Source organism: Agrobacterium sp. Ap1 (assembly GCF_017313375.1).
In the GTDB taxonomy this organism is placed as follows: Bacteria; Pseudomonadota; Alphaproteobacteria; order Rhizobiales; family Rhizobiaceae; genus Neorhizobium; species Neorhizobium cellulosilyticum.
In genome coordinates, this window is sequence record NZ_JAFLMY010000010.1 from 86544 (window position 1) to 109357 (window position 22814).

General features: G+C 57.0%; 21 protein-coding genes and 1 pseudogene. 17 read left to right on the forward strand and 5 right to left on the reverse strand.

Features of this window, described 5'->3' with window-relative positions; all coding sequences use genetic code 11:
• Positions 1-71: 71 nt before the first annotated feature.
• The 3 genes from JZX87_RS19350 (at position 72) to JZX87_RS19360 (ending at position 2319) form a co-directional block, all read left to right on the forward strand.
• Positions 72-815, forward strand: a complete 744-nt coding sequence (locus tag JZX87_RS19350) for an SDR family NAD(P)-dependent oxidoreductase (protein WP_206827399.1) — start codon at positions 72-74, stop codon at positions 813-815.
• A gap of 280 nt (positions 816-1095) precedes the next feature.
• Positions 1096-1578 carry a nuclear transport factor 2 family protein gene (locus tag JZX87_RS19355; protein ID WP_206827401.1) on the forward strand — a complete coding sequence of 161 codons (483 nt, stop codon included), beginning with the start codon at positions 1096-1098 and terminating at the stop codon, positions 1576-1578.
• 33 nt (positions 1579-1611) lie between these two features.
• Positions 1612-2319, forward strand: a complete 708-nt coding sequence (locus JZX87_RS19360) for an SDR family NAD(P)-dependent oxidoreductase (RefSeq protein ID WP_353654215.1) — start codon at positions 1612-1614, stop codon at positions 2317-2319.
• A 244-nt stretch (positions 2320-2563) separates the two neighbouring features.
• Here the strand turns inward: JZX87_RS19360 and JZX87_RS19365 are convergent, their stop codons facing one another.
• Positions 2564-3748 (reverse strand): MFS transporter, encoded by a 1185-nt coding sequence (locus tag JZX87_RS19365; protein WP_206827403.1) that lies wholly within the window; start codon positions 3746-3748, stop codon positions 2564-2566.
• 106 nt (positions 3749-3854) lie between these two features.
• Here JZX87_RS19365 and JZX87_RS19370 point away from each other — a divergent pair, with 106 nt between their 5' ends.
• Complete coding sequence (locus JZX87_RS19370; protein WP_210349081.1) at positions 3855-4421, forward strand: TetR/AcrR family transcriptional regulator; 567 nt, start codon at positions 3855-3857, stop codon at positions 4419-4421.
• 237 nt (positions 4422-4658) lie between these two features.
• On the opposite strand, the gene JZX87_RS19375 is transcribed toward JZX87_RS19370, so the two are convergent.
• On the reverse strand, positions 4659-5792 hold the full coding sequence (locus tag JZX87_RS19375; RefSeq protein ID WP_206827405.1) for an ROK family transcriptional regulator: 1134 nt from the start codon (positions 5790-5792) through the stop codon (positions 4659-4661).
• Between the two features lie 341 nt (positions 5793-6133).
• Between JZX87_RS19375 and JZX87_RS19380 the strand changes: the two genes are divergently transcribed.
• From JZX87_RS19380 to JZX87_RS19425, 10 genes are all read left to right on the forward strand, one after another.
• Positions 6134-7078: an ABC transporter substrate-binding protein gene (locus JZX87_RS19380; RefSeq protein ID WP_148148703.1), complete on the forward strand. Its 945-nt coding sequence runs from the start codon at positions 6134-6136 to the stop codon at positions 7076-7078.
• A gap of 103 nt (positions 7079-7181) precedes the next feature.
• Positions 7182-8264 (forward strand): ABC transporter ATP-binding protein, encoded by a 1083-nt coding sequence (locus JZX87_RS19385; protein ID WP_206827406.1) that lies wholly within the window; start codon positions 7182-7184, stop codon positions 8262-8264.
• On the forward strand, positions 8264-9949 hold the full coding sequence (locus JZX87_RS19390; protein WP_148148687.1) for an ABC transporter permease: 1686 nt from the start codon (positions 8264-8266) through the stop codon (positions 9947-9949). The genes JZX87_RS19385 and JZX87_RS19390 overlap by 1 nt, the downstream gene beginning before the upstream one ends.
• 81 nt (positions 9950-10030) lie before the next feature.
• Positions 10031-10996, forward strand: a complete 966-nt coding sequence (locus JZX87_RS19395; RefSeq protein WP_206827407.1) for a hypothetical protein — start codon at positions 10031-10033, stop codon at positions 10994-10996.
• 73 nt (positions 10997-11069) lie between these two features.
• Positions 11070-12149: an AgaS family sugar isomerase gene (locus JZX87_RS19400; protein WP_206827408.1), complete on the forward strand. Its 1080-nt coding sequence runs from the start codon at positions 11070-11072 to the stop codon at positions 12147-12149.
• Complete coding sequence (locus tag JZX87_RS19405) at positions 12146-13063, forward strand: ROK family protein (RefSeq protein ID WP_206827409.1); 918 nt, start codon at positions 12146-12148, stop codon at positions 13061-13063. The genes JZX87_RS19400 and JZX87_RS19405 overlap by 4 nt, the downstream gene beginning before the upstream one ends.
• 18 nt (positions 13064-13081) lie before the next feature.
• The gene (gene nagA, locus JZX87_RS19410; RefSeq protein ID WP_206827411.1) at positions 13082-14179 is read left to right on the forward strand and encodes an N-acetylglucosamine-6-phosphate deacetylase; all 1098 of its coding nucleotides are present in this window, start codon (positions 13082-13084) and stop codon (positions 14177-14179) included.
• Between the two features lie 53 nt (positions 14180-14232).
• Complete coding sequence (locus JZX87_RS19415; RefSeq protein WP_148148682.1) at positions 14233-15006, forward strand: glucosamine-6-phosphate deaminase; 774 nt, start codon at positions 14233-14235, stop codon at positions 15004-15006.
• Between the two features lie 5 nt (positions 15007-15011).
• Positions 15012-15764 (forward strand): NUDIX hydrolase, encoded by a 753-nt coding sequence (locus JZX87_RS19420; protein WP_148148681.1) that lies wholly within the window; start codon positions 15012-15014, stop codon positions 15762-15764.
• Between the two features lie 107 nt (positions 15765-15871).
• Positions 15872-17131 (forward strand): D-tagatose-bisphosphate aldolase, class II, non-catalytic subunit, encoded by a 1260-nt coding sequence (locus tag JZX87_RS19425; RefSeq protein WP_148148680.1) that lies wholly within the window; start codon positions 15872-15874, stop codon positions 17129-17131.
• Positions 17132-17487: 356 nt separating this feature from the next.
• Here the strand turns inward: JZX87_RS19425 and istB are convergent, their stop codons facing one another.
• The 3 genes and pseudogenes from istB to JZX87_RS19440 all read right to left on the reverse strand — a co-directional run bounded on the left by istB (position 17488) and on the right by JZX87_RS19440 (position 19628).
• Positions 17488-18246: an IS21-like element helper ATPase IstB gene (istB, locus tag JZX87_RS19430; RefSeq protein ID WP_206827412.1), complete on the reverse strand. Its 759-nt coding sequence runs from the start codon at positions 18244-18246 to the stop codon at positions 17488-17490.
• Positions 18246-19001, reverse strand: a pseudogene (locus JZX87_RS19435) (Mu transposase domain-containing protein); the annotation flags it as partial. The gene istB and the pseudogene JZX87_RS19435, both read right to left, overlap by 1 nt.
• Positions 19002-19238: 237 nt before the next feature.
• Positions 19239-19628: a RidA family protein gene (locus tag JZX87_RS19440; protein WP_148148678.1), complete on the reverse strand. Its 390-nt coding sequence runs from the start codon at positions 19626-19628 to the stop codon at positions 19239-19241.
• A gap of 117 nt (positions 19629-19745) precedes the next feature.
• Between JZX87_RS19440 and JZX87_RS19445 the strand changes: the two genes are divergently transcribed.
• The 3 genes from JZX87_RS19445 (at position 19746) to JZX87_RS19455 (ending at position 22751) form a co-directional block, all read left to right on the forward strand.
• Entirely contained in the window at positions 19746-20366 is a 621-nt protein-coding gene (locus JZX87_RS19445; protein ID WP_286194937.1) for a TetR/AcrR family transcriptional regulator, read from the forward strand.
• A 70-nt stretch (positions 20367-20436) separates the two neighbouring features.
• Positions 20437-21867, forward strand: coding sequence for an MFS transporter (locus JZX87_RS19450; protein WP_206827413.1), 1431 nt, complete (start codon positions 20437-20439; stop codon positions 21865-21867).
• A 128-nt stretch (positions 21868-21995) separates the two neighbouring features.
• Positions 21996-22751: an SDR family NAD(P)-dependent oxidoreductase gene (locus JZX87_RS19455; protein ID WP_148148676.1), complete on the forward strand. Its 756-nt coding sequence runs from the start codon at positions 21996-21998 to the stop codon at positions 22749-22751.
• Positions 22752-22814: the final 63 nt, after the last annotated feature.

Sequence of the window (22814 nt, forward strand, 5' to 3'; positions counted from 1 at the left end):
CGCCTTGATCGCCTGTAGTCGCGTCTATAGCGACCGCTATATAGGTTGCCATTTTTATGAAGGAAACATCGATGTCATTCGAAGGAAAAGTCGCACTTGTCACCGGCGGGTCGTCCGGGATCGGTTTTGGGATCGCCAAGGAACTGGCAGCACTTGGCGCGCGCGTTATCATCACTGGTCGTCAGGATGCAAAGTTACAAGCCGCCGTAAAAGAAATCGGCGGAAAGACCAAAGGTATCAGAGCAGATGTCTCGGATCTTCAGGAACTCGATACGCTGTATGCCACGATCAAGGCCGATTACGCGACGCTTGATATCCTCGTTGCCAATGCTGGCTTCGGGATACTGGCGCCATTGGGTGCTATCACTGAAGAACAGTATGACAGTGTCCTCGATACAAATCTAAAAGGCGTCGTCTTCACAGTGCAGAAAGCCCTGCCGCTGATGAGGTCCGGCGCTGCAGTCGTCTTGATTGGATCGACGGCGTCTGTTCAGCCCGGCGGCTCGATGAGCGTATACGGCGCGACTAAGGCAGGACTGCGCAATCTGGCAAGATCCTGGATTGAAGACATCCGCGGCACGGGCGTGCGCATCAACGTCGTGAGCCCCGGTCCCATTAAAACACAGTCTCTTCATGACTATTTCCCGGACGACAAGCGGGATGAGATAATGGCGTATCTCGAGAACAAGAGCACGGTAGGCCGCCTCGGTAAACCGGAAGACATCGCAAAGGCCGTAGCATTCCTTGCAAGCGACGATGCCGGTTACATCAACGGTATCGAGCTCATCGTGGACGGCGGCGCCTCCCAGGTCTGACGCCAACGGGCCGAGGCTTTCTCGGCACGATCTTTACACAGTGACTTCAAGAAAAGTGGCGCGACACAGGCGCCACTCGAAATCAAGCTCAACCCGATAGAGCCTGGGACCGCAGCAACGGGCCTCAACAGCGACGATGGTGCCCTGGCCCCGGATCAAGGGGCCGCCAGTGCGATCCCTCGTGCACCAATGGCTCCTACGGCTCGACAGGCGGGTTGTTCGGACATGACGGCCGCAGCTTTGCTGACCGCAAAATCTCAACAAAAAGGAATGAAATCTTATGTCTCACAATCTTTCGAAACTCGACAGTATCGACCGTCTGATCGCAGAGAGCGAGATCAGCCGCCTGATCTCGACGTACGTGCACAATGTCGACGACGGCAAGATTGCGGAAAATGCCGAGTTGCTCGCCGACGCACGGTTTCAAGTCGGTGAGGCAATTGTCCACGGTCGGGACGAAGTCGCGAAGTTCTTCCAGAACAATGTCCAGCATCATGACGATGGAACGCCAAGAACCTGGCATGCGGTCTCGAATGTGATCATCGACGTCGATACTCCCACAAGCGCCCGTGCAGTAAGTTACTTCACCGTCCATCAGGAACTTGCCGGACTGCCGCTGCAGCCGATCGTGACCGGACGCTATCTGGACACGTTCAATTTCGTCGATGGCAAGTGGCGCTTCGCCTCTCGCTCGGTCCAGCCACGGCTTATCGGCGAGCTTGGCTACCATGTCGCCACGCCAGCCGACAATTCCGAAAATTGAGGCGATGAGCACGACGGAAAAGAACAGGCGCTCGTGACCGGCGCCAACAAGGGCATAGGTCTTTCCATCGCCAAAGGGTTGGCCGAGCAAGGCATGACCGTGTGGCTGGGAGCCCGCGATCTCGAGCGTGGAGAGAAGGCGGTCGCAAAATTGCGAAACGATGGTCTGGATGTCAGGCTCCTTGTCATCGATGTCGCCGACGACACAAGCGTCAGCCAAGCCGCCACCCGGCTTTCCGATGAGATCGCAACGCTGCATGTACTGGTCAATAACGCCGGGATTCTGGTTGATGTCACCACGCCCCCGGGCGAGGTTCCGATGGAAGCGATCCAATCGACCTTCGAAGTGAACCTGTCTGGCCCTATCCGTGTGACACAGGCCTTCATCCCGTTGTTGAAGGCAGCAGGCGATGCCCGTGTCGTGATGATGGGGAGCGGCGTCGGTTCGCTTTCTCTTATCACCGATCCGACTTCGCTGTATTCCGGCGTCAATCTCCTCGATTACACCGCTTCGAAGGTTGCTCTCAGCGCCGTGACCGTCTCGTTCGCCACAGAGCTGGCGCCCTTCGGCATCAAGGTCAACGTCGTTGAGCCCGGTCATGTGCGTACCGATCTCAACCAGAACACCGACTTTATCTCGCCCGACGAGGGTGCCGTTACTGCGATCAAGATGGCAATAATCGGAAGCGACGGGCGACATGTGGGTTCTTATGAAGCCATGGGCGGCAGCCCTGGTAAGTGAAGAACGCTGACATCAGTCGCCACCACGCAGAATTGCGAAATCGGGCGCCTATTTTTTGCGCCCGAGCAAACGCCTCCAGCACGTCCTTGCTTATTCGGCTCGCTTGAGAGATCGCATCAAAGGATCGCAGACCGTGACAGCGAGGAGCCCACGAGGCGCGCTCCCCGGTTTGGGACAGGCTCTTTAGAACCGCAGCGACATCTTCGCTGTATCTGAATTTACAACTTTCCTCGTTTGACTGTATTCAAGGTGCGCTATGGCCTAGCGATTTTCCCCGCGTCGCAAGGATCGAAACGATTGCCAGGACGAGGACGGCGGTACCGTAGGCATGGGCTGTCATCGGCAGGCCAAACACTGGCGCCGCCAAGCCGGCCATGATTGCCGGTACCGAAAAGGCAATATAGCTCTCGATGAGGAATGCCGCGAACAAACCAGCACGTTCATGGAGCTGGGCGAGCGGCAGGACGATCTTCAGGACATTGGAGAACACCGAACCAAAGCCGAGTCCCGCTATTGCGGTCCCCAAGAAGAGCAGGGTAACCGACTGCTGTTCAATGCCGAACATGGTCACGACAACACCTGCCATCAGACCGCTTGTTCCAGCAAACAGTGCTTGCGTAGGAGGCAGACCACGGAACGCGAACACGGAGGCGGTTGCGCTGAGCATCAGCGTAGCGACGACCGCAGCGCCGATAAAGGGCGAGTGGATGCCGGTAACCGTGGCCACCAATGACGGCATCAGCGAAAGGTAGAACCCCCCGAGCGACCAACAGGCGATGTTAACGGGGCTGACCCGCAAGAGGTCGGCCCGAGCACGACGCGGCACATGCACGTTCGGCTTCAAAGCAGCCCAGGCGGCTGGCCGCCGAGTGGCGGTTTCCGGCATTAGCGGTAGCGTTGCGATCCCTGCAATCGTGACCACAAGCAGGACAACATAGATCAGCTGTGTTGGATACGGCGCATAAGTGACCAGCAGAAAACCAGCGAGCGACCCAAGCATGAGACCTATGAAGGCTGTCATGCTGTTCAGCAGGGGACCATGACGCGTGTCGCTATCGAGAATGGCCGCGCCGAACGTGGGAAAAGCAACGCCGGCGGCAAATCCCTGCACAACTCGTCCCGCAATCAAGGCGCTGCCGCTGTCGGCAAAGATGAAGATAGCCAGCGCCAAGGAATTCAGGATCAACGCCAACAAAATCAGCGGTCGCCGTCCGAGGTGATCTGAAAGGCTGCCGAAGGTCAGAAGGGCTGCCAGGAGTGCGAAAGCGTAGGAGCCGAAGATCAACGTGATGGTTGCCGCCGACAGCTGATAAAGCTCCTGATAGAGGTGATAGAGCGGCGTTGGTGCGCCGCTGGTCGCCGGCAAAAGGACGGCGCCGATGAACCCGTAGGTCGTCATCCGCTTCGAGGCTGAGGGCAATTGCGTCATCTGACACCTTAATGCTAAGACTTTGCTTTAAGGTGGTGTAGCCTACTAATGACCTTAAAGCAATATCTTTGCGTTAGCGGTCAGCCCGCGGGTAATGGAGAGTGTGATGGCAAAGGAAATGGTCAGGCAGGGCGGGCGCAGCGCGCGTATCCAGACAGCAGTGCACGGCGCCGTCGAGGAACTTCTGAAGACGATGGATAGAACCGAGATAACGGTTCCGATGATCGCCGAGAAGGCCGGCGTCACCCCGTCGACCATTTATCGCCGCTGGGGTGACCTTGCTGATCTTCTGGCCGACGTCGCAGTTGCGCGCATGCGACCGATCAGTGATCCTGATGATACCGGGGCGATGGACACGGACATCGAAACCTTCATCCTGCAATATGCCGAGGAAATGTCGTCCCCGGTCGGCCGACAGTTGCTGACCGATGTACTGTCCAGCAGCGAAAGTGCGGCCGCCGCATGCTGTAGCTTCACCTCCATGCATCTGGAAACCCTCCGGCTACGTGCGCTTGCGCGCGGCGAAGACGGCTTCGACCTCGACGAGGCCGTGGACCTGATCGTGGCTCCGATCGTCTATCATATTTTGTTCGGTGACCGCGTCCCGACTGCAAGCTATTGCCGCCGATTGGTGGCACGGTTTCTCACGACACAAGTAGCGGCAAGAGTTTGAAGCATGCCGTGTCAGGACGCTTTGCCACCGCGTGGCCAGCCAAGCATGGTCGCTTACGTCGAGCGCTCGTAGTCGATGATTCGAGAAAGCAGCCGGCCCGCAGTGCTCAGTGCTGTCGGTCACGCTCATTCAACGACCTTGGGGATCATCATGCTAATTCCACGATCAAACCGCCGAATTAAAGACAGGGTCGCGGGTTCGTTACCTTTCAAGACCTTAGCAAGACGAAACTATGCATCACGCCCAGCCCTTGAGAGCTCTGCCAGAGTAGTAGCTAGGCGTTGTCGCTCGATAAAGTGGGATGGTCGCTGCACCTAAATGAGGGACTTCGCTCAGATCCGATTTGCGGATTTCCGGCGGCTCGACAAAGAAGTCTTCTCCCAAAGTTTCAAGCGATCCCAATCGCTCAACAATTCGGCCGAGCAGCCAGTCGGGAAGCGATCCCCCGAAAACGATGGCCGATGGATCGAGTGTCCTTGCAACGGTGAGAGCCAGGCTCCTCAATTGATCGGTTGCACGGTCCAGCCACTCCAGGACTTGAGGATGGTCGGCATAATCTTCGGTAATGTCGCTGAGCCGTCGTATCGTCGTACCATTCATCGCAAGCATCTGACAAAGGTCCTGCCCGGAAGGTCGGCTACTGGATTTTGGAAACAACCCGCCAAATTCTCCGGCATTGCGGTTGCTTCCCCGATACAAATGTCGCTGTACGACTACGCCACCACCGATCCCGTAGGTCAGCCAAACCATGGCGAAGTTCGCAAGGTTACGCCCGACGCCGTAATAGAGTTCGGATAAAATCACCGCCTTGCCATCGTTCTCATGGTGCACCGGGTAATCGAAGAACGGCTGAAAATCCTTGTCGACATCCACGTCGTGCCAGCCGGCAAATTGCGGTATCTGAAACACATGTCCGGGATGGCGAGAGAAATGTCCCGGAAATGAAAGCCCGCATCCGAGAATTCGTTTTGCATCGATTTTTGCCTTGCGGATGACCTCTTTTGCGCCTGGCTCGGCAATGCTCATGATGTTTCTGAAACTATGGTCGTCCAGATCCTGGCGGATCTCCGCCCTTATCTGCCCATTCAAATCGGCGACACAAATCCTTAGGTCGTCTGGGTTAAAATAGACGCCAATGGTGAACAGCCCGTCAGCGTCTAACTCCAAATCCGTGGAAGGCTTGCCTCTCCCTCCGCCATGCCGACTTGTTTCGGCTTCGCGTATCAGGCCTGCTTCGAGCAGGCTCGATGTCAAGCGGGTCAATGTCGGCGCAGATACATCCATCTCGCGTGAAAGTTCTGTGCGAGACATGCTTCCACGGCCTCGCAGCATCTCTATGAGCCGACGTTCGTTGTAGCCGAGATTGATCAACCGTGTCCCCTATTCGACCTCTGTTGGAGGCTTATCGCAGATCGGGCCAAGTGACATCAGATTTGTTTGTCGAGGCGTACAATGCCACGGCTATTCACAGCAGAATATGGATTAAAGTCTCACCGATTCAGTGCCTTAAGACATTTATGACGGTTTCATGAAAACGCGCTTGACTTATTTAGTTACGTAACGAAAATTAAATGTCGACGGATGCGCGTGATCTGAACGCTCAGCGAAAAACAAAAATAACTTCGCGCATGACGCCAACGGGAACTAAAAATCTGGAGGCCATTTTGGGCTATTTTCGTACTTTTCTGACATCGCTTGCCGCTGGCGCTGCGATGCTCACGTCGCTGACCGTCGCTCACGCAGAGGGCACCGTCGTTGTCTATTCAGCTGCACCCCAGCAGATGATGGATGAACTGTTGCCGGCATTCGAGAAGAAGACCGGCACCAAAGTCGAGTTGGTCAAGGCAGGCTCGGGCGAGCTTATGAACCGCATCAAAGCGGAGAGTGGTAAACCGGCAGGCGATGTTATCTGGAGTGTCGACGGTACCGTGATCGACTTCTCTGCTGCTCTTTTCCAGCCTTACGAGCCGAAGGAAGCGTCAGCAATTACTCCATCGCTGTCGCCGAGCAAAAACTGGATTCCGTTCACGGCGGTTGTGACGGCGTTTATCGTCAATCGCGACGCATTGAAGGGCGCGCCTGCTCCCACCTCCTGGGAAGACCTGACGAAGCCGGAATACAAGGGTATGATCTCTTCCGCCCGTGCTGACCAGTCGGGCTCTGCCTACATCCAGCTGTCGACCGTGCTCCAGCTTTTCAAGCCGGAAGACAAGGCTTGGGAAATCTACAAGGGCATTCTCGCCAATACCGTATTCTCGACATCATCGGGCGCTGTGCCACGCTTCGTCAATGACGGTGAGCAGGCAATCGGCATCACGCTTGAGGACGCAGCGCTTCGCTACAAGCTCGGACAGGCCCCGGTCGATATCGTTTATCCGAAAGAGGGCACTGCTATCGCACCTGACGGCATGGCCTTGATCAAGGGCGCGCCGAATGTCGAGAATGGCAAGGCCTTTATTGACTTCATCGTCTCCAAGGAAGGCCAGGAAGTCGTTGCCAAGCACGGTCGCCGCCCTATCCGCGGCGACGTTGATGCCAATTCGGTTCTGCTCCCGCTGTCTGACGTTCCAGACGCAAAATATGATTTCAAATGGGCTGCAGACAACCGTGACCGCGTCATGAAGGCGTGGAACGACGTGATGCTCGACATCCAGTAATAGTCGTCAGGGTATGGCCTCGTGGCCATGCCCTGAAACCCTTTTCCAGAATTAAGTTCGTTTGTCCGCAGGATTAAATCCTGTCGGTCCACGGGGATCCTTTATGTCCGCAGTCGAAATCACCAGCATCCGCAAGAGTTACGGCGCCACTGTCGCACTGTCGGATATCAACATAACAATTCCGTCGGGCTCGTTCTTCACCCTGCTTGGGCCGAGCGGCTGCGGCAAGACAACGCTTCTTCGCACGATTGCCGGTTTTCATCAGCAGGATAGCGGCATCATCGCAATCGCAAAGCAGCAGATTGAAAACGTTCCGGCCCACAAGCGTGACGTCGGCATGGTGTTTCAGGACTATGCAGTCTTCCCGCATATCAGCGTTGCCGATAACATTGCCTTCGGTCTGAAGCAGCGCAAAGTGGCAAGATCGGAGATTGCGAGCCGGGTTGCCGATATTCTCGATATCGTCCAGTTGAAGCCATACGCAGCACGCATGCCGCATGAACTGTCGGGCGGTCAGCAGCAGCGTGTCGGCCTTGCGCGTGCACTCGTCATCAATCCGCAGGTTCTGCTGATGGATGAGCCGCTTTCCAATCTCGATGCGAAGCTGCGTGTCGATCTGCGTCGCGAATTGCGCGCGATCCAGCAGTCTATGAATATCACGACCATCTACGTGACACACGACCAGGAAGAGGCCCTGGCCATGTCAGATATCGTTTGCGTCATGTATGGCGGCGTCATTCAGCAGGCCGCCGCGCCTTGGGATGTCTATAACAGCCCCGCCAATAGTTTCGTGGCGTCCTTCGTCGGCGCAAACAATTTTCTGGCTCTCTCCATCGATGGTACGCAGGCGGCAATTGCCGAGACATCGGTAGCACTGCCACAACTGTCTTCGGTTCAAGCCGGTGGAAAGATCGTTGCCGCCGTTCGCCCTGAATATATCGTCGTCAATCCCGCCAATGATGAGGACGATATGGTTCGATTGCCGGTCAAGATCCGCCAGGTCAGCTTTACGGGTCGCGAGATGGCAGTTGCCGGCACCCTTGCGTCGGGTGAGGAGATCGAAGCTGTCACCAAGCCCACCTCCGACATCATCGCGCTTCATCCGAACGACGAAGCTGTATTTGCCTTCCCTGCCAGGAAAGTGCAGCTGTTCGAAGACGGCGTCACGGGAGCGAGGTTGTTCTGATGACTGCAGCTATCGCAACCCCGAGTTTCTTCACAGGTCGTCTCAAGCGCCCGGGATTCTGGACCGTTATCACGGCACTTGCTGTCTTGCTTCTGGCAGTCCTGCTTCTGCTTCCAATCGCAAATGTCCTTGCGATCAGCTTCTTCGATGCGACGACAGGTAATTTTGGCCTTTCAAACTACGTGCAGGTTTTGACGCGCCGCTTCTACACGGCAGCACTCTGGAACACGATCGTCATCGGACTTCTGGGCATGCTCGGCGCCTGCCTTCTCGGCATTCCGCTGGCGTTCTGCACATCCCGCTATCGCATACGCGGCCGTGCGGTCATTGCCACATTCGCAGTTCTGGTGCTCTGCGCTCCGCCGTTCATCGGCGCCTATGCCTGGATCATGCTGTTCGGCTCCAATGGTGCCGTCACCAACATCCTTTCTTCAATAGGAATTCCGGCTCCGACCATCTATGGCGTTCCGGGCATCGTGATGGTCTTCAGCCTGAAATTCTTCCCTTATATCTACCTGATGACGGAGAATGCGCTGAACACGATCAACAAGTCCTATGAGGACGCAGCCGAGAACCTGGGCTGCACCGCTTTCCAGCGATTTTACAAGGTAACTCTTCCGCTGATCTTTCCGGCGGTCAGCACCGGAGCCATCATCTGCTTCGTCCTGTCGATTGCCGATTTCGGAACGCCGGCCATTCTGGGTCGGGGTGTGCGTACATTGGCAACAATCGCCTACACGCAGTACACGTCGGAAATGGGTGGTACGCCAACCATGGCGGTGACCGTCTCCATGCTGATGATCGCGATCTCGATGATTGCGCTCCTCCTGCAGCGTCGTATTCTTTCAAAGCGTCGTTACGCCAGCGCCTTGACCAATCGTCCGGGCAAGAAGGCCATGTCGCCTCTAAAGTCGATCCTGGTGCACGGCTTTTGCTATCTCGTCGTCTTCATTGCCATGCTTCCAGCCTTCACCGTCGTCTACACGTCATTCCTTGAAACCAGCGGCCCGGTCTTCACCGGTAATTTCGGCCTGGGAAGCTACGAGCGGATCCTCAGGGATTCACCGCAGGCGATCTACAACAGCTTTGTTTTTGCCCTTGCTGCCGTCGCTTTGATCGCTGTCGTTTCAGGTCTGTTGTCCTTCATCGTCGTCCGTCGTGACAACTTCGTTTCCGGTTCGCTCGATCTGCTTTTGATGGTGCCGTATCTCATCCCCGGCGTCGTCATGGCGATCGGTTATGTTGCGACCTTCCAGCACCCACCCTTCGACATGACCGGTACGGCGCTGATCATCATCCTTCTCGTGTTCATCCGCCGCCTGCCTTATGGCGTGCGATCGACGACATCGATCCTTCGGCAGATCAAACCGTCGATCGAGGAGGCTGCCATCAATCTTGGTGCCTCTCCGGCCAAGACGTTTGCATCGGTCACGGTGCCGTTGATGATGCCCGGCCTGATCATCGGCTCGCTGATGAGCTTCATTACCGCGATCAACGAACTCTCCTCGACGCTCATTCTCTATACGTCGCGGACGATCACCATGCCGGTCCTTATCTATGTGCAGGTCATCGATGGCGAGTTCGGCACAGCCGCCGCTCTCTCCACCCTCCTGCTTCTGTCGACCGGGTTGTGTGTGTTCACCGTGTTCCGCTTTTCGGACCGCAAGGAATCCGCCTTCGTCTGATCGCGCCACGTCGCTGACGTTCCCGACCGGCACCATCTGGTGCCGGATGGGAGGACTGTCGCTCAAAGGAATACAGTTTTTATGAATATCGAAGCCTTTTCACGCTCCAAGTACAAGACGGCCACAAAGCCGGGAGACGACGTCATCCTGATCGAACCAGATAGCGTTCTGGCGGTCTTTGATGGCGCGACGGATCCAACCGGGGCCTTTTATGACGGAGAAAGCTCCGGCCGGATCGCCGCGCGCAGCGCTGCACAATGCACGGCGCAATTGGCGCTCTCAGGCCAACTGCAAACGGCAAGCAGCCACGAGATTTTTCAGTCGCTGAGCGACAGTGTCCGGAATGCAGCAGTTGAACGCAACATCGCCCACCCGCCATCGACCACCGCAGCGATCGTTGTAACGACGGCCGATCACTACCGCCTTCTGGCGCTTGGTGATACCGGCATCCGCATTAACGGCAAGACCGTCTATCAGCACCACAAGCTCATCGATACCGTCAGTACCGCAGCCCGCATAGCGGTCCATGGTATTCTGTCGGCGAAAATGGGAGATGCAGACGAGGCGGAAATGGCGACCCGCAAGGTTATTTTCGATGGTCTCGATGCTGCCGTGGAAACCGGACGTCTGACGGCGGAAGACGTGGCGAGCGCTATTGCTGCGGCCGTCGCTGCAGCCAAAACGCCCCATGATGTTGCGGCTAAATTTCTGAAAGGTGGAATTCGCACTCAGTTCCATTATGCGAACAGCGTATGTGACATGGGCTATGCCTCGATCAACGGCAAGGACATCATAACGGATGGCGTCACCGACATCCTGCTGCCGAAGGCCGAGGTCGAGAGCATCGAAATCTTTTCCGACGGTTATGTGTCAATTCCGGCGGATGGCATTCATGCCAGCGACTGGGAACGGGAATTCGAGCGGGTCGAAGCTGTCGATTTTCACAAGACTGGGGCATTTCCGGCAGTGAAGGGCTCGACATCGTTCGAAAGCTGCGACGATCGGACGATCGTTTGCGCCATCCCACCACGCGCGACAAATGCCTGACAAATATCTTGATGGCGTTTTTCGCCTCGAACAACCGCCATCCCCAAAACAGAAGCTAACAAGGAAATCGGTCATGCGGCCAGAAGAGAGTGCAACCTGGAGCGAGATTTTTGCACAGCCGAAAATCTGGGCGGAGTGGGGTCCTGAACTTGCCATCAAAGCCAAGGAAATCCGCTGCTGGATCCAGGAAAAACAGATCACCGAGATCATTTTCGCTGGAGCAGGTACCTCCGCCTTCATCGGTGACGCATTGAGCTTTCCCAGGGCAAATTCCCTCCGCGTCCGCGCCATTCCTACGACGGACATCGTCGCATGCCCTCACGACTGCCTTAGAGACGATCCGCAGCTTCTCGTCGTGCAGTTCGGTCGTTCGGGCGATAGTTCCGAAAGCGTCGGCACCCTCGACCTTCTAGATCGTCAGTTCCCGAAGGTTCACAGGCTGAATATCACCTGCAACCCGAACGGTGCTCTTGCCACCCGCCCACCGGCCGGAACCGGCGAACAGAAGGTTATCGCGCTGCCCGAAGCCACACATGACAGCGGCTTCGCAATGACATCGAGCTTTACGACGATGTTGCTGTCGGCGCTGGCTTGCATGGACGGCACTGTCGATGCAGCCAAACAGCTTTCGACGCTGGCCGAGAAAGCCGGCCATCTGCTGCCGATGCTGCAGCAAATGACACCTGCACGCCCGGATCGGATCATCTTCCTTGGCTCCGGCGCCCTGAAAGGTGTTGCTCGCGAGTCGGCGCTGAAGGTTCTGGAACTGACCGCCGGCCAGACGATGACCTCGTGGGATAGCACGCTCGGTTTTCGGCACGGACCGAAGGCAGTCATCACCGGTCAGGACCTCGTGGTCGTCATGATCCATCCCGACCAGCACACCTCGCTCTATGACTGGGACGTCGCACGCGAGATCAAAGCGCAATATCCCGAGGCCACGGTTCTGACATTCGGTGGAGAGGGATGCGACGTCGATCTGCGCGCGCTGGGAGACGCATGCTGGGAAGCGCCGCTTTACGTCCTCGCCGCCCAGCTCTGGGCCGTCTTCTGGTCTGCCGAGCTTGCGCTCAACATCGACAATCCGTTCGCCGGTAAGGGCAATCTATCGCGCGTCGTATCGGGTGTTACGCTTTACCCGGTGCAAGCATGACCTACGGCGGCATCGATGTCGGCGGCACGAAAATCGAGGCGCGGCTGTTCAACGAGGAGTTCGAGACAGTCGAGCTGCGTCGAATTTCGACGCCGAAGGAAACGCTCTCCGGCTTCATCGATGCGCTTGCCCAACAGGTTCAATGGCTGGAGACACTTTCCGGACAAGGCGGCACCTTGCCGATCGGCATTGCAATCCCGGGACTGATCGATGCCGAGACCAGACGGGCATTTACGTCGAACCTGCCGGCAAGCGGCCATGACATTCCTGCACTTCTATCCAGGGCAATCGGCCGCGAGTTGCCGATGATGAACGATTGTCAGGCCTTCGCACTTTCCGAAGCCAATGGTGGCGCTGGCGACGGGTTTGATGCCGTTATCGGATTGATCATGGGAACCGGTGTTGGCGCTGGCCTGACATCAAGCGGCGCTCTCACCCGCCGGCGCAACGGATCGGCGCTGGAAATCGGCCACCTCGGCGTGCCTGCGAGACTGATACAGGCGCGTGGGTTGCCGCTCTTTTCCTGCGGTTGCGGCAAGATTGGTTGCTTTGAAGCTTACGCCTCGGGCAACGGCCTTGCTGCCCTCGGCCGTTTTCGCAAGGGGTACCCGGTCAAGGCAGAGGAAATTGTGGCCGAGGCCGTGGCTGGACATGCCGAAGGCTCCACGATCCTGTCTGAGTGGGCTGAGGTCGTGGCCGAGTTGCTTCTGCTCATTCAACTCGCTCACGATCCCGACTGCATAGTTCTGGGCGGTGGACTTTCGAGTATCCCCGACGTGATCAGCCTCGTCGAAACGCCGTTCAAGTCCATCCGTCTCGGCGAGATGCGCCTGCCGGTGATCCGGGTGGCAGTCAACGGCGACAGTTCCGGCGCTCGCGGGGCGGCTATCATGGCCGCCCGTATAGGAAATTAGTTCGACAGGAGATTTGTGATGCGCCAGCTCATAGCGGCGGATTTCGTCTGGCAGGCGGAAGAATTGAACACGGGGCTTGTGGCCGAAATCGAGGGGGGCGCGCTGGTTGTAATTCGTCCGTTGCAGAGCGGAGAGACGCCTGACCGGCTGGTTCATCTACTGGCACCGGCGCTGACCGATCTCCAGGTCAATGGCAGCGGCGGCGTGATGCTGAATTCGGAGCCGAGCGCAGAAACGATCGAGCATATCGTCAAGACCCAGCGTCAGCTTGGCACTGGCTGGGTGATGCCGACGCTGATCACCTGCGAAACCGCACGTATGCAGAAGACGGCTGCTGCGGCACGTGAAGCCTGGGGAATGAATGGTTTTCTTGGCCTCCATATCGAAGGGCCGCATCTCAATATTCTGCGCAAGGGGACACACAACCCGGCGTTCATCCGGCCGATGGAGGATGAGACGCTGCAGGTCCTGGTGGAGCTGAGAGCAGCCGGTGTTCCGGTCATGCTGACGCTTGCACCCGAAATCGTGCCGAGCGATACGATCCGACGCGTCGTCGACATGGGTGTCATCGTGTCCGCCGGACATACGGCTGCGACGGCAGCGCAGACGCGCGAGGGGCTTGATGCGGGTGTTTCGTGCTTCACCCATCTATATAACGCGATGCCACCGATGGAATCTCGAGAACCCGGGATACTTGGTGCCGCGATCAACTCAGAAGCGTTCGCCGGGATAATCGTCGACGGCCACCATGTAGAATGGTCGATGGTGGCGCTTGCCTGCCGCGCACGGCCGATCTCGGGGCGCATGTTCATGGTCTCGGATGCAATGGCAACGATCGGTGGGCCGGATCATTTCGAGCTTTATGGTGAAACGATCAGTGTCCGCAACGGCGCCCTGATCAATCGTGCAGGCTCTCTCGCGGGTGCTCACGTCGATCTGGCGACCTGCCTCGCCAACGCCGTGAAGCATGTCGGCCTTTCTCTCGAGGAAGCCTATAGGATGGCGGCGATGATCCCTCTCGATGCCATGCGTCTCGACCGTCCGAGCCTTCGACCGGGGATGCCGACTGCAGAAATATTGGCTCTGGATAATGGCCTTACGCGTCAATCGCTTTAGCAACCGATGAATTCGCAAACAGATCTAGTTTTTATGCAGGATGTGAACAGGGCATGGCAATTCGGACAAATGTTGCAACCACGAAAAACTTCCAGACTCTGACCATCCTTCCGACAGCAGAAGATGCTGCCGATGCGGTTGCCTCTCATCTTCTCTCGCAGGTGAGATCGAAGCCCGACAGCGTGCTTGGGCTGGCCACGGGACAGACGCCGCGGAGGGTCTATGCGAAACTGATCGAAGCCTTCGAGGCTGGAACCGTATCATTCAGCAAGGTCAGAACCTTCAACCTCGATGAATATTGCGGGCTTCGTGGCGATCATCCCGACTCTTTTGCCGCCTTCATGTGGCGCGAACTCTTCGGCGGCGCCGATTTTGACCCTCGCAATATAAACCTGATTACGGGCGATGCCGAGAACGGACATCTGGAGGCGGCACGATATGCCTCGCAACTGAAAGCCTGCAGTGGCGTGGATGTTCAGCTTCTCGGTCTGGGAACCAACGGTCACATCGGGTTCAACGAGCCGGCATCCGCCCGGGACAGCCGTCTGAGAGTGGTCGAGCTTTCAGCTGAAACATTGTCAGCCAACAAACCCACACTTCTGCAGTTGGCACAGGTGCCATCCAAAGCCATCACAATGGGTGTTGCCGACATTCTCGAGGCCCGCGAGATCATCATGCTTGCTACTGGCCCTGCCAAGGCAGATGCGGTGCGAGAAAGCCTTGAGGGTGCACCGAGCACCGCATGTCCTGCCTCGCTGCTGCAGCAACATGCCCGAATACACTGGTTCCTCGATGAAGCAGCCGCCACTCAGCTCTCAAGGACCTGATTAATATGCCGAAGATAACGTTCTGCAACCAGCCGGCCAGCCTCACTCAAACCAAACGGCATCTGTTCTTGCCGGAAGACTATCGCCGTGAAGTGGACGCCCATTGGGCTCAGATCAACGCTGAAGGGAAGTTTTTCAACGGCCCCGTCCTTGTCGCATCCCACCTGACTATTGATCAGGCGCCCCCTGAAATCGAGGTCTCCGCTACCGATTACGCGCACTATCTGTACGCAATGTCCGATGCAGAACGCGAGTTCGCCTGCCGCGCGGTTTTCTCCGCGGCTGTCGTGATCACTCGTGACAACCATCTCCTTGCCGGGCGAATGGCCTCTCATACGTCGTCGCCGGGTCAGATACAATGCGCAGGCGGCGGGGTCGAACTCACGGTCGATGGAACATTGAACCCGGGCGAATGCTGCCGCCGAGAGCTCGCTGAAGAGCTTGGTGCCGGGTTTCTGGAATATCAACCGCTGTTTAAACCCCTCTGCATCAAGACGGGCGGCAGGCTCGAAACCGTTGGCCTAATTTATCTTGTTCTATTCGATGGTGATGCCAGCCAGGCGCAATCACTTTTTCGATCACATCGGGAGGGACAGCTTGCACATGGTGAAGAGCCCGAATTCGATACCTTGCTCGCCATACCCCTCGATCCGCGATCGGTTGACCAATTTCTTGCTCAACAAGGCGACGCCATAGTCGATTATCTGGCTACTCTTCTAAGCGAGCATCGCGACGCGTTGCTGGTGGATGTCCCGTAGGCTCTCTCTTTTTTATCCACTCGCGCAAAGCAGGCTTTCGAGACGCGACGCTGCCAAACAGCTCTGCTGCGTTCTCCCGAACTTCATAATAATTCGAAAGAAAAACCATGGCATCCTCTGCTCTGACATCGCTACGTTCAAGACACGATCGCGGTGAGAAATACGGAATAACCTCGGTGTGCTCTGCGCACCCGGACGTCATCCGGGCTGCATTGGAGCTAGGTTGCCAAAGCGGCCGCGAAGTTCTCATCGAAGCCACCTGCAACCAGGTAAACCAGGACGGCGGATATACAGGGATGACGCCTGCGGATTTCCGGGGTTTCGTAGAGAAGATAGCGGATAGCGTCGGATTCAATAAGGATATGCTCATTCTGGGTGGAGACCATCTTGGCCCGAATCCTTGGAAGCATCTGCCCGCAGCCAGCGCCATGCAGAAGGCGCTGGTGATGATCGCAGATTATGCCTCCGCCGGTTTTACAAAATTGCATCTGGACTGCTCTATGGGTTGCCAGGGTGAGGCCGTTGCCCTTGATGACGAGCTTGTGGCTCTCCGCGCTGCGCAATTGGCAAAGGTTGCAGAAAACAATTGTGAGACGCCGCCAGTATACATTATCGGCACGGAGGTACCTGTCCCCGGAGGAGCTTCGCACGTCGTTGATAGTCTTGACGTCACTGATGCGTCGGCCGCACTCAAAACTTACGAAATTCACCGCAAGGCATTTCAGGATCAAGGAGTTGGTGCCGCCTTCGATCGAGTCATTGGTCTCGTCGTCCAGCCGGGCGTCGAGTTTGGCAGCGCCAATGTTGTGGCCTACAGGCCAGAGCTTTCCCAGGAACTTTCGAAGTCATTGACGCAAATGCCGAACGTGGTCTTCGAAGCGCATTCCACAGACTATCAGACAGTGGACGCACTTTCGGCTCTCGTAACTGATGGTTTTTCAATCCTAAAGGTGGGGCCGGGGCTAACCTTCGCATTGAGGGAAGCGCTTTATGGGCTCGATCTGATCGCTGCGGAACTTGATGGGGGGACACCAAAGCTAAAGGATGCGATGGAGATGCTCATGGTAGAAGAAGAGGGCTATTGGGCGAATTATTACTCTGGCGACAAGCTTGAGCAGAAACTGCAACGTCACTTCAGCTATTCGGATCGAATTCGATATTATTGGGCACATCCCAAAGCGCAAAACGCAGTCACTGAGTTGATGCTTCGCCTGGAAAATCAGATCATTTCCGAGACGCTTATAAGTCAATATCTTGCGCCACTTGTCCCAGCTGTCAGGTCGGGCGAGGTTGAGCCCAACGCCGCATCAATCAAGCTCGGATACGTAAAACTCGCCCTTAACGAGTATGCCAGAGCTTGCGTTTGAAGTACTACGGCGATTTCTGAAAGCCGTATTTATGCCGCTTCCGGAGCAGTAATATCTTTCTCTTCCTGCAGAGGGCGCCTCGTCAGGCGCCCCTTCGTCACAATTCGTAGGCAGCAACGACAATCCCCTTTACCTGGCATAATTGCTGATTGTGCAGTGAGCATTGGCATGGGGTGCCCAATGAGTTGGCTGAGCGATGCAGGTACGACGCATCTATGACTGCGTGTCAACGCCGGAGCAAATTAACGCCAGGCGGCGGAGTAAAACCAGGCCACTATCGGCGCGCGCATGAGACCTCCGTGAGGGCGTAGCCCGAGCGGGGGTCTCATGCGTACGTGGCGATTTTCAAGGAGGGTTTAGCCGGCCTTTCTGGCGCGGCTTTGGGCGAGACGATAGCTGTCGCAGTTCATCTCGAGGATGTTGACGTGGTGGGTGATGCGATCGAGCAGTGCGCCCGTCAAACGTTCGGAACCCAAGGTTTCCGTCCATTCGTCAAACGGTAGATTGCTGGTGATCAGGGTGGCTCCGCGTTCGTATCGTTGCGAGATTAGCTCGAACAGCAACTCCGCGCCGGTCTTCGACAGCGGCATGAAGCCCAGCTCATCGATGATGAGAAGCTGGTATGCAGCCATTTGCTTCTGGAAGCGAAGAAGACGCCGCTCATCACGTGCCTCCATCATCTCGCTGACCAGGGCGGCGGCCGTGGTGAAGCCGACGGACATGCCCTTCTGGCATGCGGCCAAGCCGAGACCGAGTGCGACATGCGTCTTGCCCGTGCCACTTGGCCCGAGAGCGATGACGTTCTCGCGTCGCTCGATCCACTCACATCGGGCCAGTTCCAGCACCTGCATCTTGTTGAGCTTGGGGATGGCGGCGAAGTCGAAGCTGTCCAGGCTTTTGACGACGGGGAATTTGGCCGCCTTGATGCGGCGCTCGACCTTGCGGCGATCCCGTTCGATCATCTCCCTTTCGGAAAGCCGGAACAGGTATCCGACATGATCGGCACCCTCTGTGGCGCATAGCCGGGCCAGCTTCTGGTACTCGCGTTGGAAGGTCGGCAGCTCCAGCGTCTTGAGATAATGGGCAAGCAGGATCTCTGATGCTTCGGTACCCATGCCGCTTCTCCCGCATCCGATGACAGGAGGCGCATGTACGCCTTCGCCGATGTCGTCTCGACCGTCGCCTTCGGCAGGTAGGGATAGTTAGACAGGTCCAGTCGAGGCGGCCGGCGCTCCACCCGGCATAGGATCAGGTGCTTGACGGCGTCGAAGCCGATAGCTCCGAGCTGCAGGGCCTGCTTCACCGCCGCATGCAGGTCCGCCAGGTCGAAACTCTCCAGAAGACGGAGAGCCTGCACGTACTCACGTCGGCCATGCTTTGCCATGCGGCCTTCCATCAGCCGGCGCAGCGTGGCGAATTCCTCTGGCAAGTCCCACCCCTGGAGAGGCGCTGCCTGATCCAGCGAATTGATCTTTTGCTCGATCAGCGGCAGGTAATGCACAGGATCGAAGATGACGTCTTCCCGTTCCCAGCTCCGGGGATGGCGGGCGATGATCTCGCCACGGCAGCCAATCACCACTTCGTCGACATAACCCCGGACCCAGACATCCTGATGGCCGTAGGCGACCGGCACGGAATAGTCGTTTGTCTTGTAGCGAACGAGCGACTGGGCTGTTACCTTGACGCCGGCCTGGTCGCACGCATCGAAAGGCGATGCCGGTAACATGCGCATGGCAGCCAGATCCCGTTGTAGCCGCTCCCCGATCGTCCCGCTCTCGCCGCGTAGCCTGTCGCCCTGGCGCTTGCGGCATTGCTCTTCCAGCCAGACGTTGAACGCCTCCCATGTTGGAAACTGTGGGATCGGGACCATATTCGCTGATCAAATCCTCGTTGAGGCAGTCAGCAAACAGTCTGCATAGGAAAATGCAATCGGATCAGGGATCTAAGAAGATCGATGAGCCTAAGCTTCTGAGATAATGCACGTTTCCATTCGTATGTCGCAAGTTCGTACCCGTTCAAGATGAATGAGACCGCCTTTTAATGCCGGTACCGCTCTTAGGCGCAGACGAGCGCCCACCTCTTCTTGAGAGAGGTGTGGCTGGATCTGCTACCGCTTCACTGCGACGCATTTCACCTCCGCAAGCAAGCCTGGATGGGCGAGTTCGGATACGCCAATGCGGGTCCACGCGTATGTCCCTTTAGGGAAGACTTCGTTCTTTGCCGTCCGGAAGATATCCATGTGCTTTGACATCTCCACGTGATAGCTCGTCATCTCCACAACGTCATTGAAGGTGCAGTTTGCGGCCTCAAGAACGATACGGAGATTTTCCCACATGGCGCGAAACTGATCATGCGGGTCCTCAATCACCTGAAGGTCTATGGTGCGGCCGACTTGCCCGACGACGTAGATCGTATCGCCGACCTTAACCGCCGGCGCATATCCCGCTCTTGCAACGATCTCACGCATTTCCTCCGGTATGATGATTTCGCGATCCATTGTTCTGCGCTTCCTATTAGAGAGTGGCGCCCCGTTATAGATGAGCGGCGCCTTGAAATCAGATTCTCTAGGTAGCGCCGAGAAAAATCACTTGCAATAGGAACTGAATGGTTCCATATGGTTCTCATGGTGAAAAGCACTGAAACATCCCCGTCCATCGGACGCCCTCGCGAATTCGAACTCGATGACGCAGTTCGCAAGGCAATGAGCGTGTTCTGGGATCGAGGTTATCACGATGCTTCGTTGCCCGACCTGCTCGAAGGCATGGAGCTATCACGAGGGAGCTTCTACAAGGCTTTCGTGGACAAACGGGGCATCTATCTGCGCGCCCTTGACCTTTACATCGACGAAGCCATTCGCAAGGTTGGCGAAATCCTACATTCCAACCCGTCTCCTAAAGCAGCAATAAAGGATGCATTCTCGCGGCAGGTCGAAGAATCCTCCGGCAAGGAGGGGCTGCGAGGCTGCTTTGTCGTGTTGTCGGCTGTGGAAATGCTTCCGGCGGATGAAGAGGTTTCCGCTCGGATCGCTCGGCTGTTTCGGCGACTGCAAGATCTCTATGCGGCCGCCATCATAAGAGGTCAAGCGCTGGGCGAGATCAGTGCTGAACTGGACGAGCGGACACTCGCAAGGTTCCTCGTGTGTCAAATCCAAGGAATGAGAGTGTTGGGAAAAGCCGGCGCGGATCGCGACACCACTAAAGCGATGGTCGACTTCGCGCTGAGACCGCTTGGCTGACTTTTATTAGGAACCAAAAGGTTCCAAAATAGCGAATTTGTAAGGTCCGACTGATCGGTCTGCATTCGACATGGAGAGACTTGTGGAACGTGTCCGTAATCTTGAGCTCCCCCCTGATCCGCGCAGATGGACGGCGTTGGTCATCCTTTTAACTGGAGCTTTCCTGCCACCGCTCGACTTCTTCATCGTCAATGTTGCGCTGCCTTCGATCCGTCAGGATTTCCATGCCAGCGCATCGACAATGCAACTGATTATCTCGGGCTATGCCACAACCTATGCCGTGATGCTGATCACGGGTGGCAGGCTAGGCGACCTCTACGGTCGCCGGAATGTCTTCCTGGTAGGAATGGTCGCTTTCGCGGCCGCCTCCGCCTTATGCGGTTTTGCCTGGTCTCCATCGGTGCTTGTTGTCGGTCGGATCCTTCAGGGATTTGCCGCGGCGATCATGGCGCCGCAGGCTTTGGCATCCATCAATGCAATTTTTCCAGAGCAAGAGAAATCACGGGCTCTCAGTTTTTACGCGCTGACATTCGGTGTCGCATCGATGGCCGGACTGTTTCTTGGTGGGGCTCTCATTGCGCTCGATATTTTTGGGTTGGGATGGAGGGCCATTTTCCTTATCAACCTTCCGGTGATCGCCATCGCCGCACCGTCGGCGATGATGATGTTGCGAGAGACACGAGCAGAGCACGCAAGCAAACTGGATCTTGGCGGAGCAGTGCTGATTGCACTCGCGCTCTGTGCGCTGATCTGGCCGCTCATCGAGGGCCGCGAGCATGGCTGGCCCACCTCGGCAATCCTGATGCTTGCCGCCTCCCTTCCGCTTATTTTCCTGTTCTGGCATCACGAGAGGAGGGTAGAGGCGGCTGGAAGAGATCCCATTATCGCTCCGCGCCTGCTTCAGGTGCCGGGACTGAAGCGTGGGCTGCTCTCAGCATTTTTCTTCTATGCCTTCGCGGCCTTCTGGCTGACATTTTCTGTCTATCAACAAGGCGGCCTTGGTCGCACCCCTTTCGAGGCAGGGGTTGCAATCCTTCCTGCCGCTGTCGGCTTCGTTCTGGGGCCATTCGTAAGTGGCCACGTCTTTCGCATTTTCGGCAGGTACTCCACCGCCGCGGGCATGTCTCTGGAAGCCGCCGGATTATTTGGCACAGCAGCTCTCATTTCGTTTGGGGCGCCGGAGTTCCTCTTCGTTGCATTGTTCATCGTTGGTGCCGGACAAGGAATTGCGCTTCCAAATCTCGTAAGAGCAGTCGTCCAGCGGGTGGACCCGACGCAGTCTGGTCTGGCTTCCGGCCTAGTCAATTCGATGCTTCAGATTGGGGGCGCTTTAGCCACAGCCCTAATCGGCGGATTGTTCTTTTCGACCCTGGGCTCATCAACCGATGAGCGATCCATTGGTCATGCCTACAGCATTGCAGCAGTGGCGATCGGTCTTTGTCTACTCGTCGCAGGCTGGCTCTCTGCAGGGCTTGGACCGAAGAAAGAGGTCGTCCGATGAGCGCGAGCCTTGGCGGTTTGATCACCCGCTTTGTCGTTGAGGGAGCGAACGTTTCCGACGGCTCAGCTGCCACTACCGCACAATCATTTCCTCACAAATTGAACCATAACACATCAAGGTAACCTCCCATGGACATCACCCCCAACCTTCCTCTTGCCGGCAAACGAGCGCTTGTGACCGGTGCGGCACGCAGCATCGGTGCTGCCATCGCGCTGAAGCTGGCGGAAGACGGCGCTCACGTTGCGATTACCTACGAGAAGTCGGCCGAAAAAGCGCAAGCTCTCGCCGAAGAGATCCGGGCTCTAGGTCGCAAAGCGGTTGCCATCCAGGCCGACGCGGCCAGGCCCGATACCGCGACCGCCACTATCGACCGGACTGTCACAGAACTCGGCGGCCTCGACATCCTGGTTAACAATGCCGGCGTCCTGTTCGCTGGTGATTTTGCCACACAACCGTTCGAAGAGATCCAACGGCAGCTGGACGTCAATGTGCGCGGCGTCTTTTTGACGACACAGGCGGCGCTCAAACACATCCCAAATGGTGGACGCATCATCAGTACCGGCAGTAACGCGGGCCTGGCTGTCCCGTTTGCGGGGATCGCGGTCTATGCAGCGACCAAATCGGCACTTGAGAGCTTTACGCGCGGTCTCGCTCGCGAACTGGGGCCGCGGGAAATAACCGTCAATCTGGTTAGGCCGGGCCCAATTGACACCGACATGAACCCTGCCGATGGCGCACTGGCACCTGCTATCCTGCCAAGCCTGTCGATTGCCCGCTACGGTCGGACCAGAGAGGTCGCAGAGGTCGTGGCTTTCCTCGCTGGGCCGGGCGCAGGCTATATCACCGGCTCGGGCATTCTTGTTGACGGCGGCATAAGCGCCTGAGCGTCAGGCGACGCGAGACCTGTCGCCTGTGAAGTTCGTCTCATAGCGAAATTGGAGATAGAC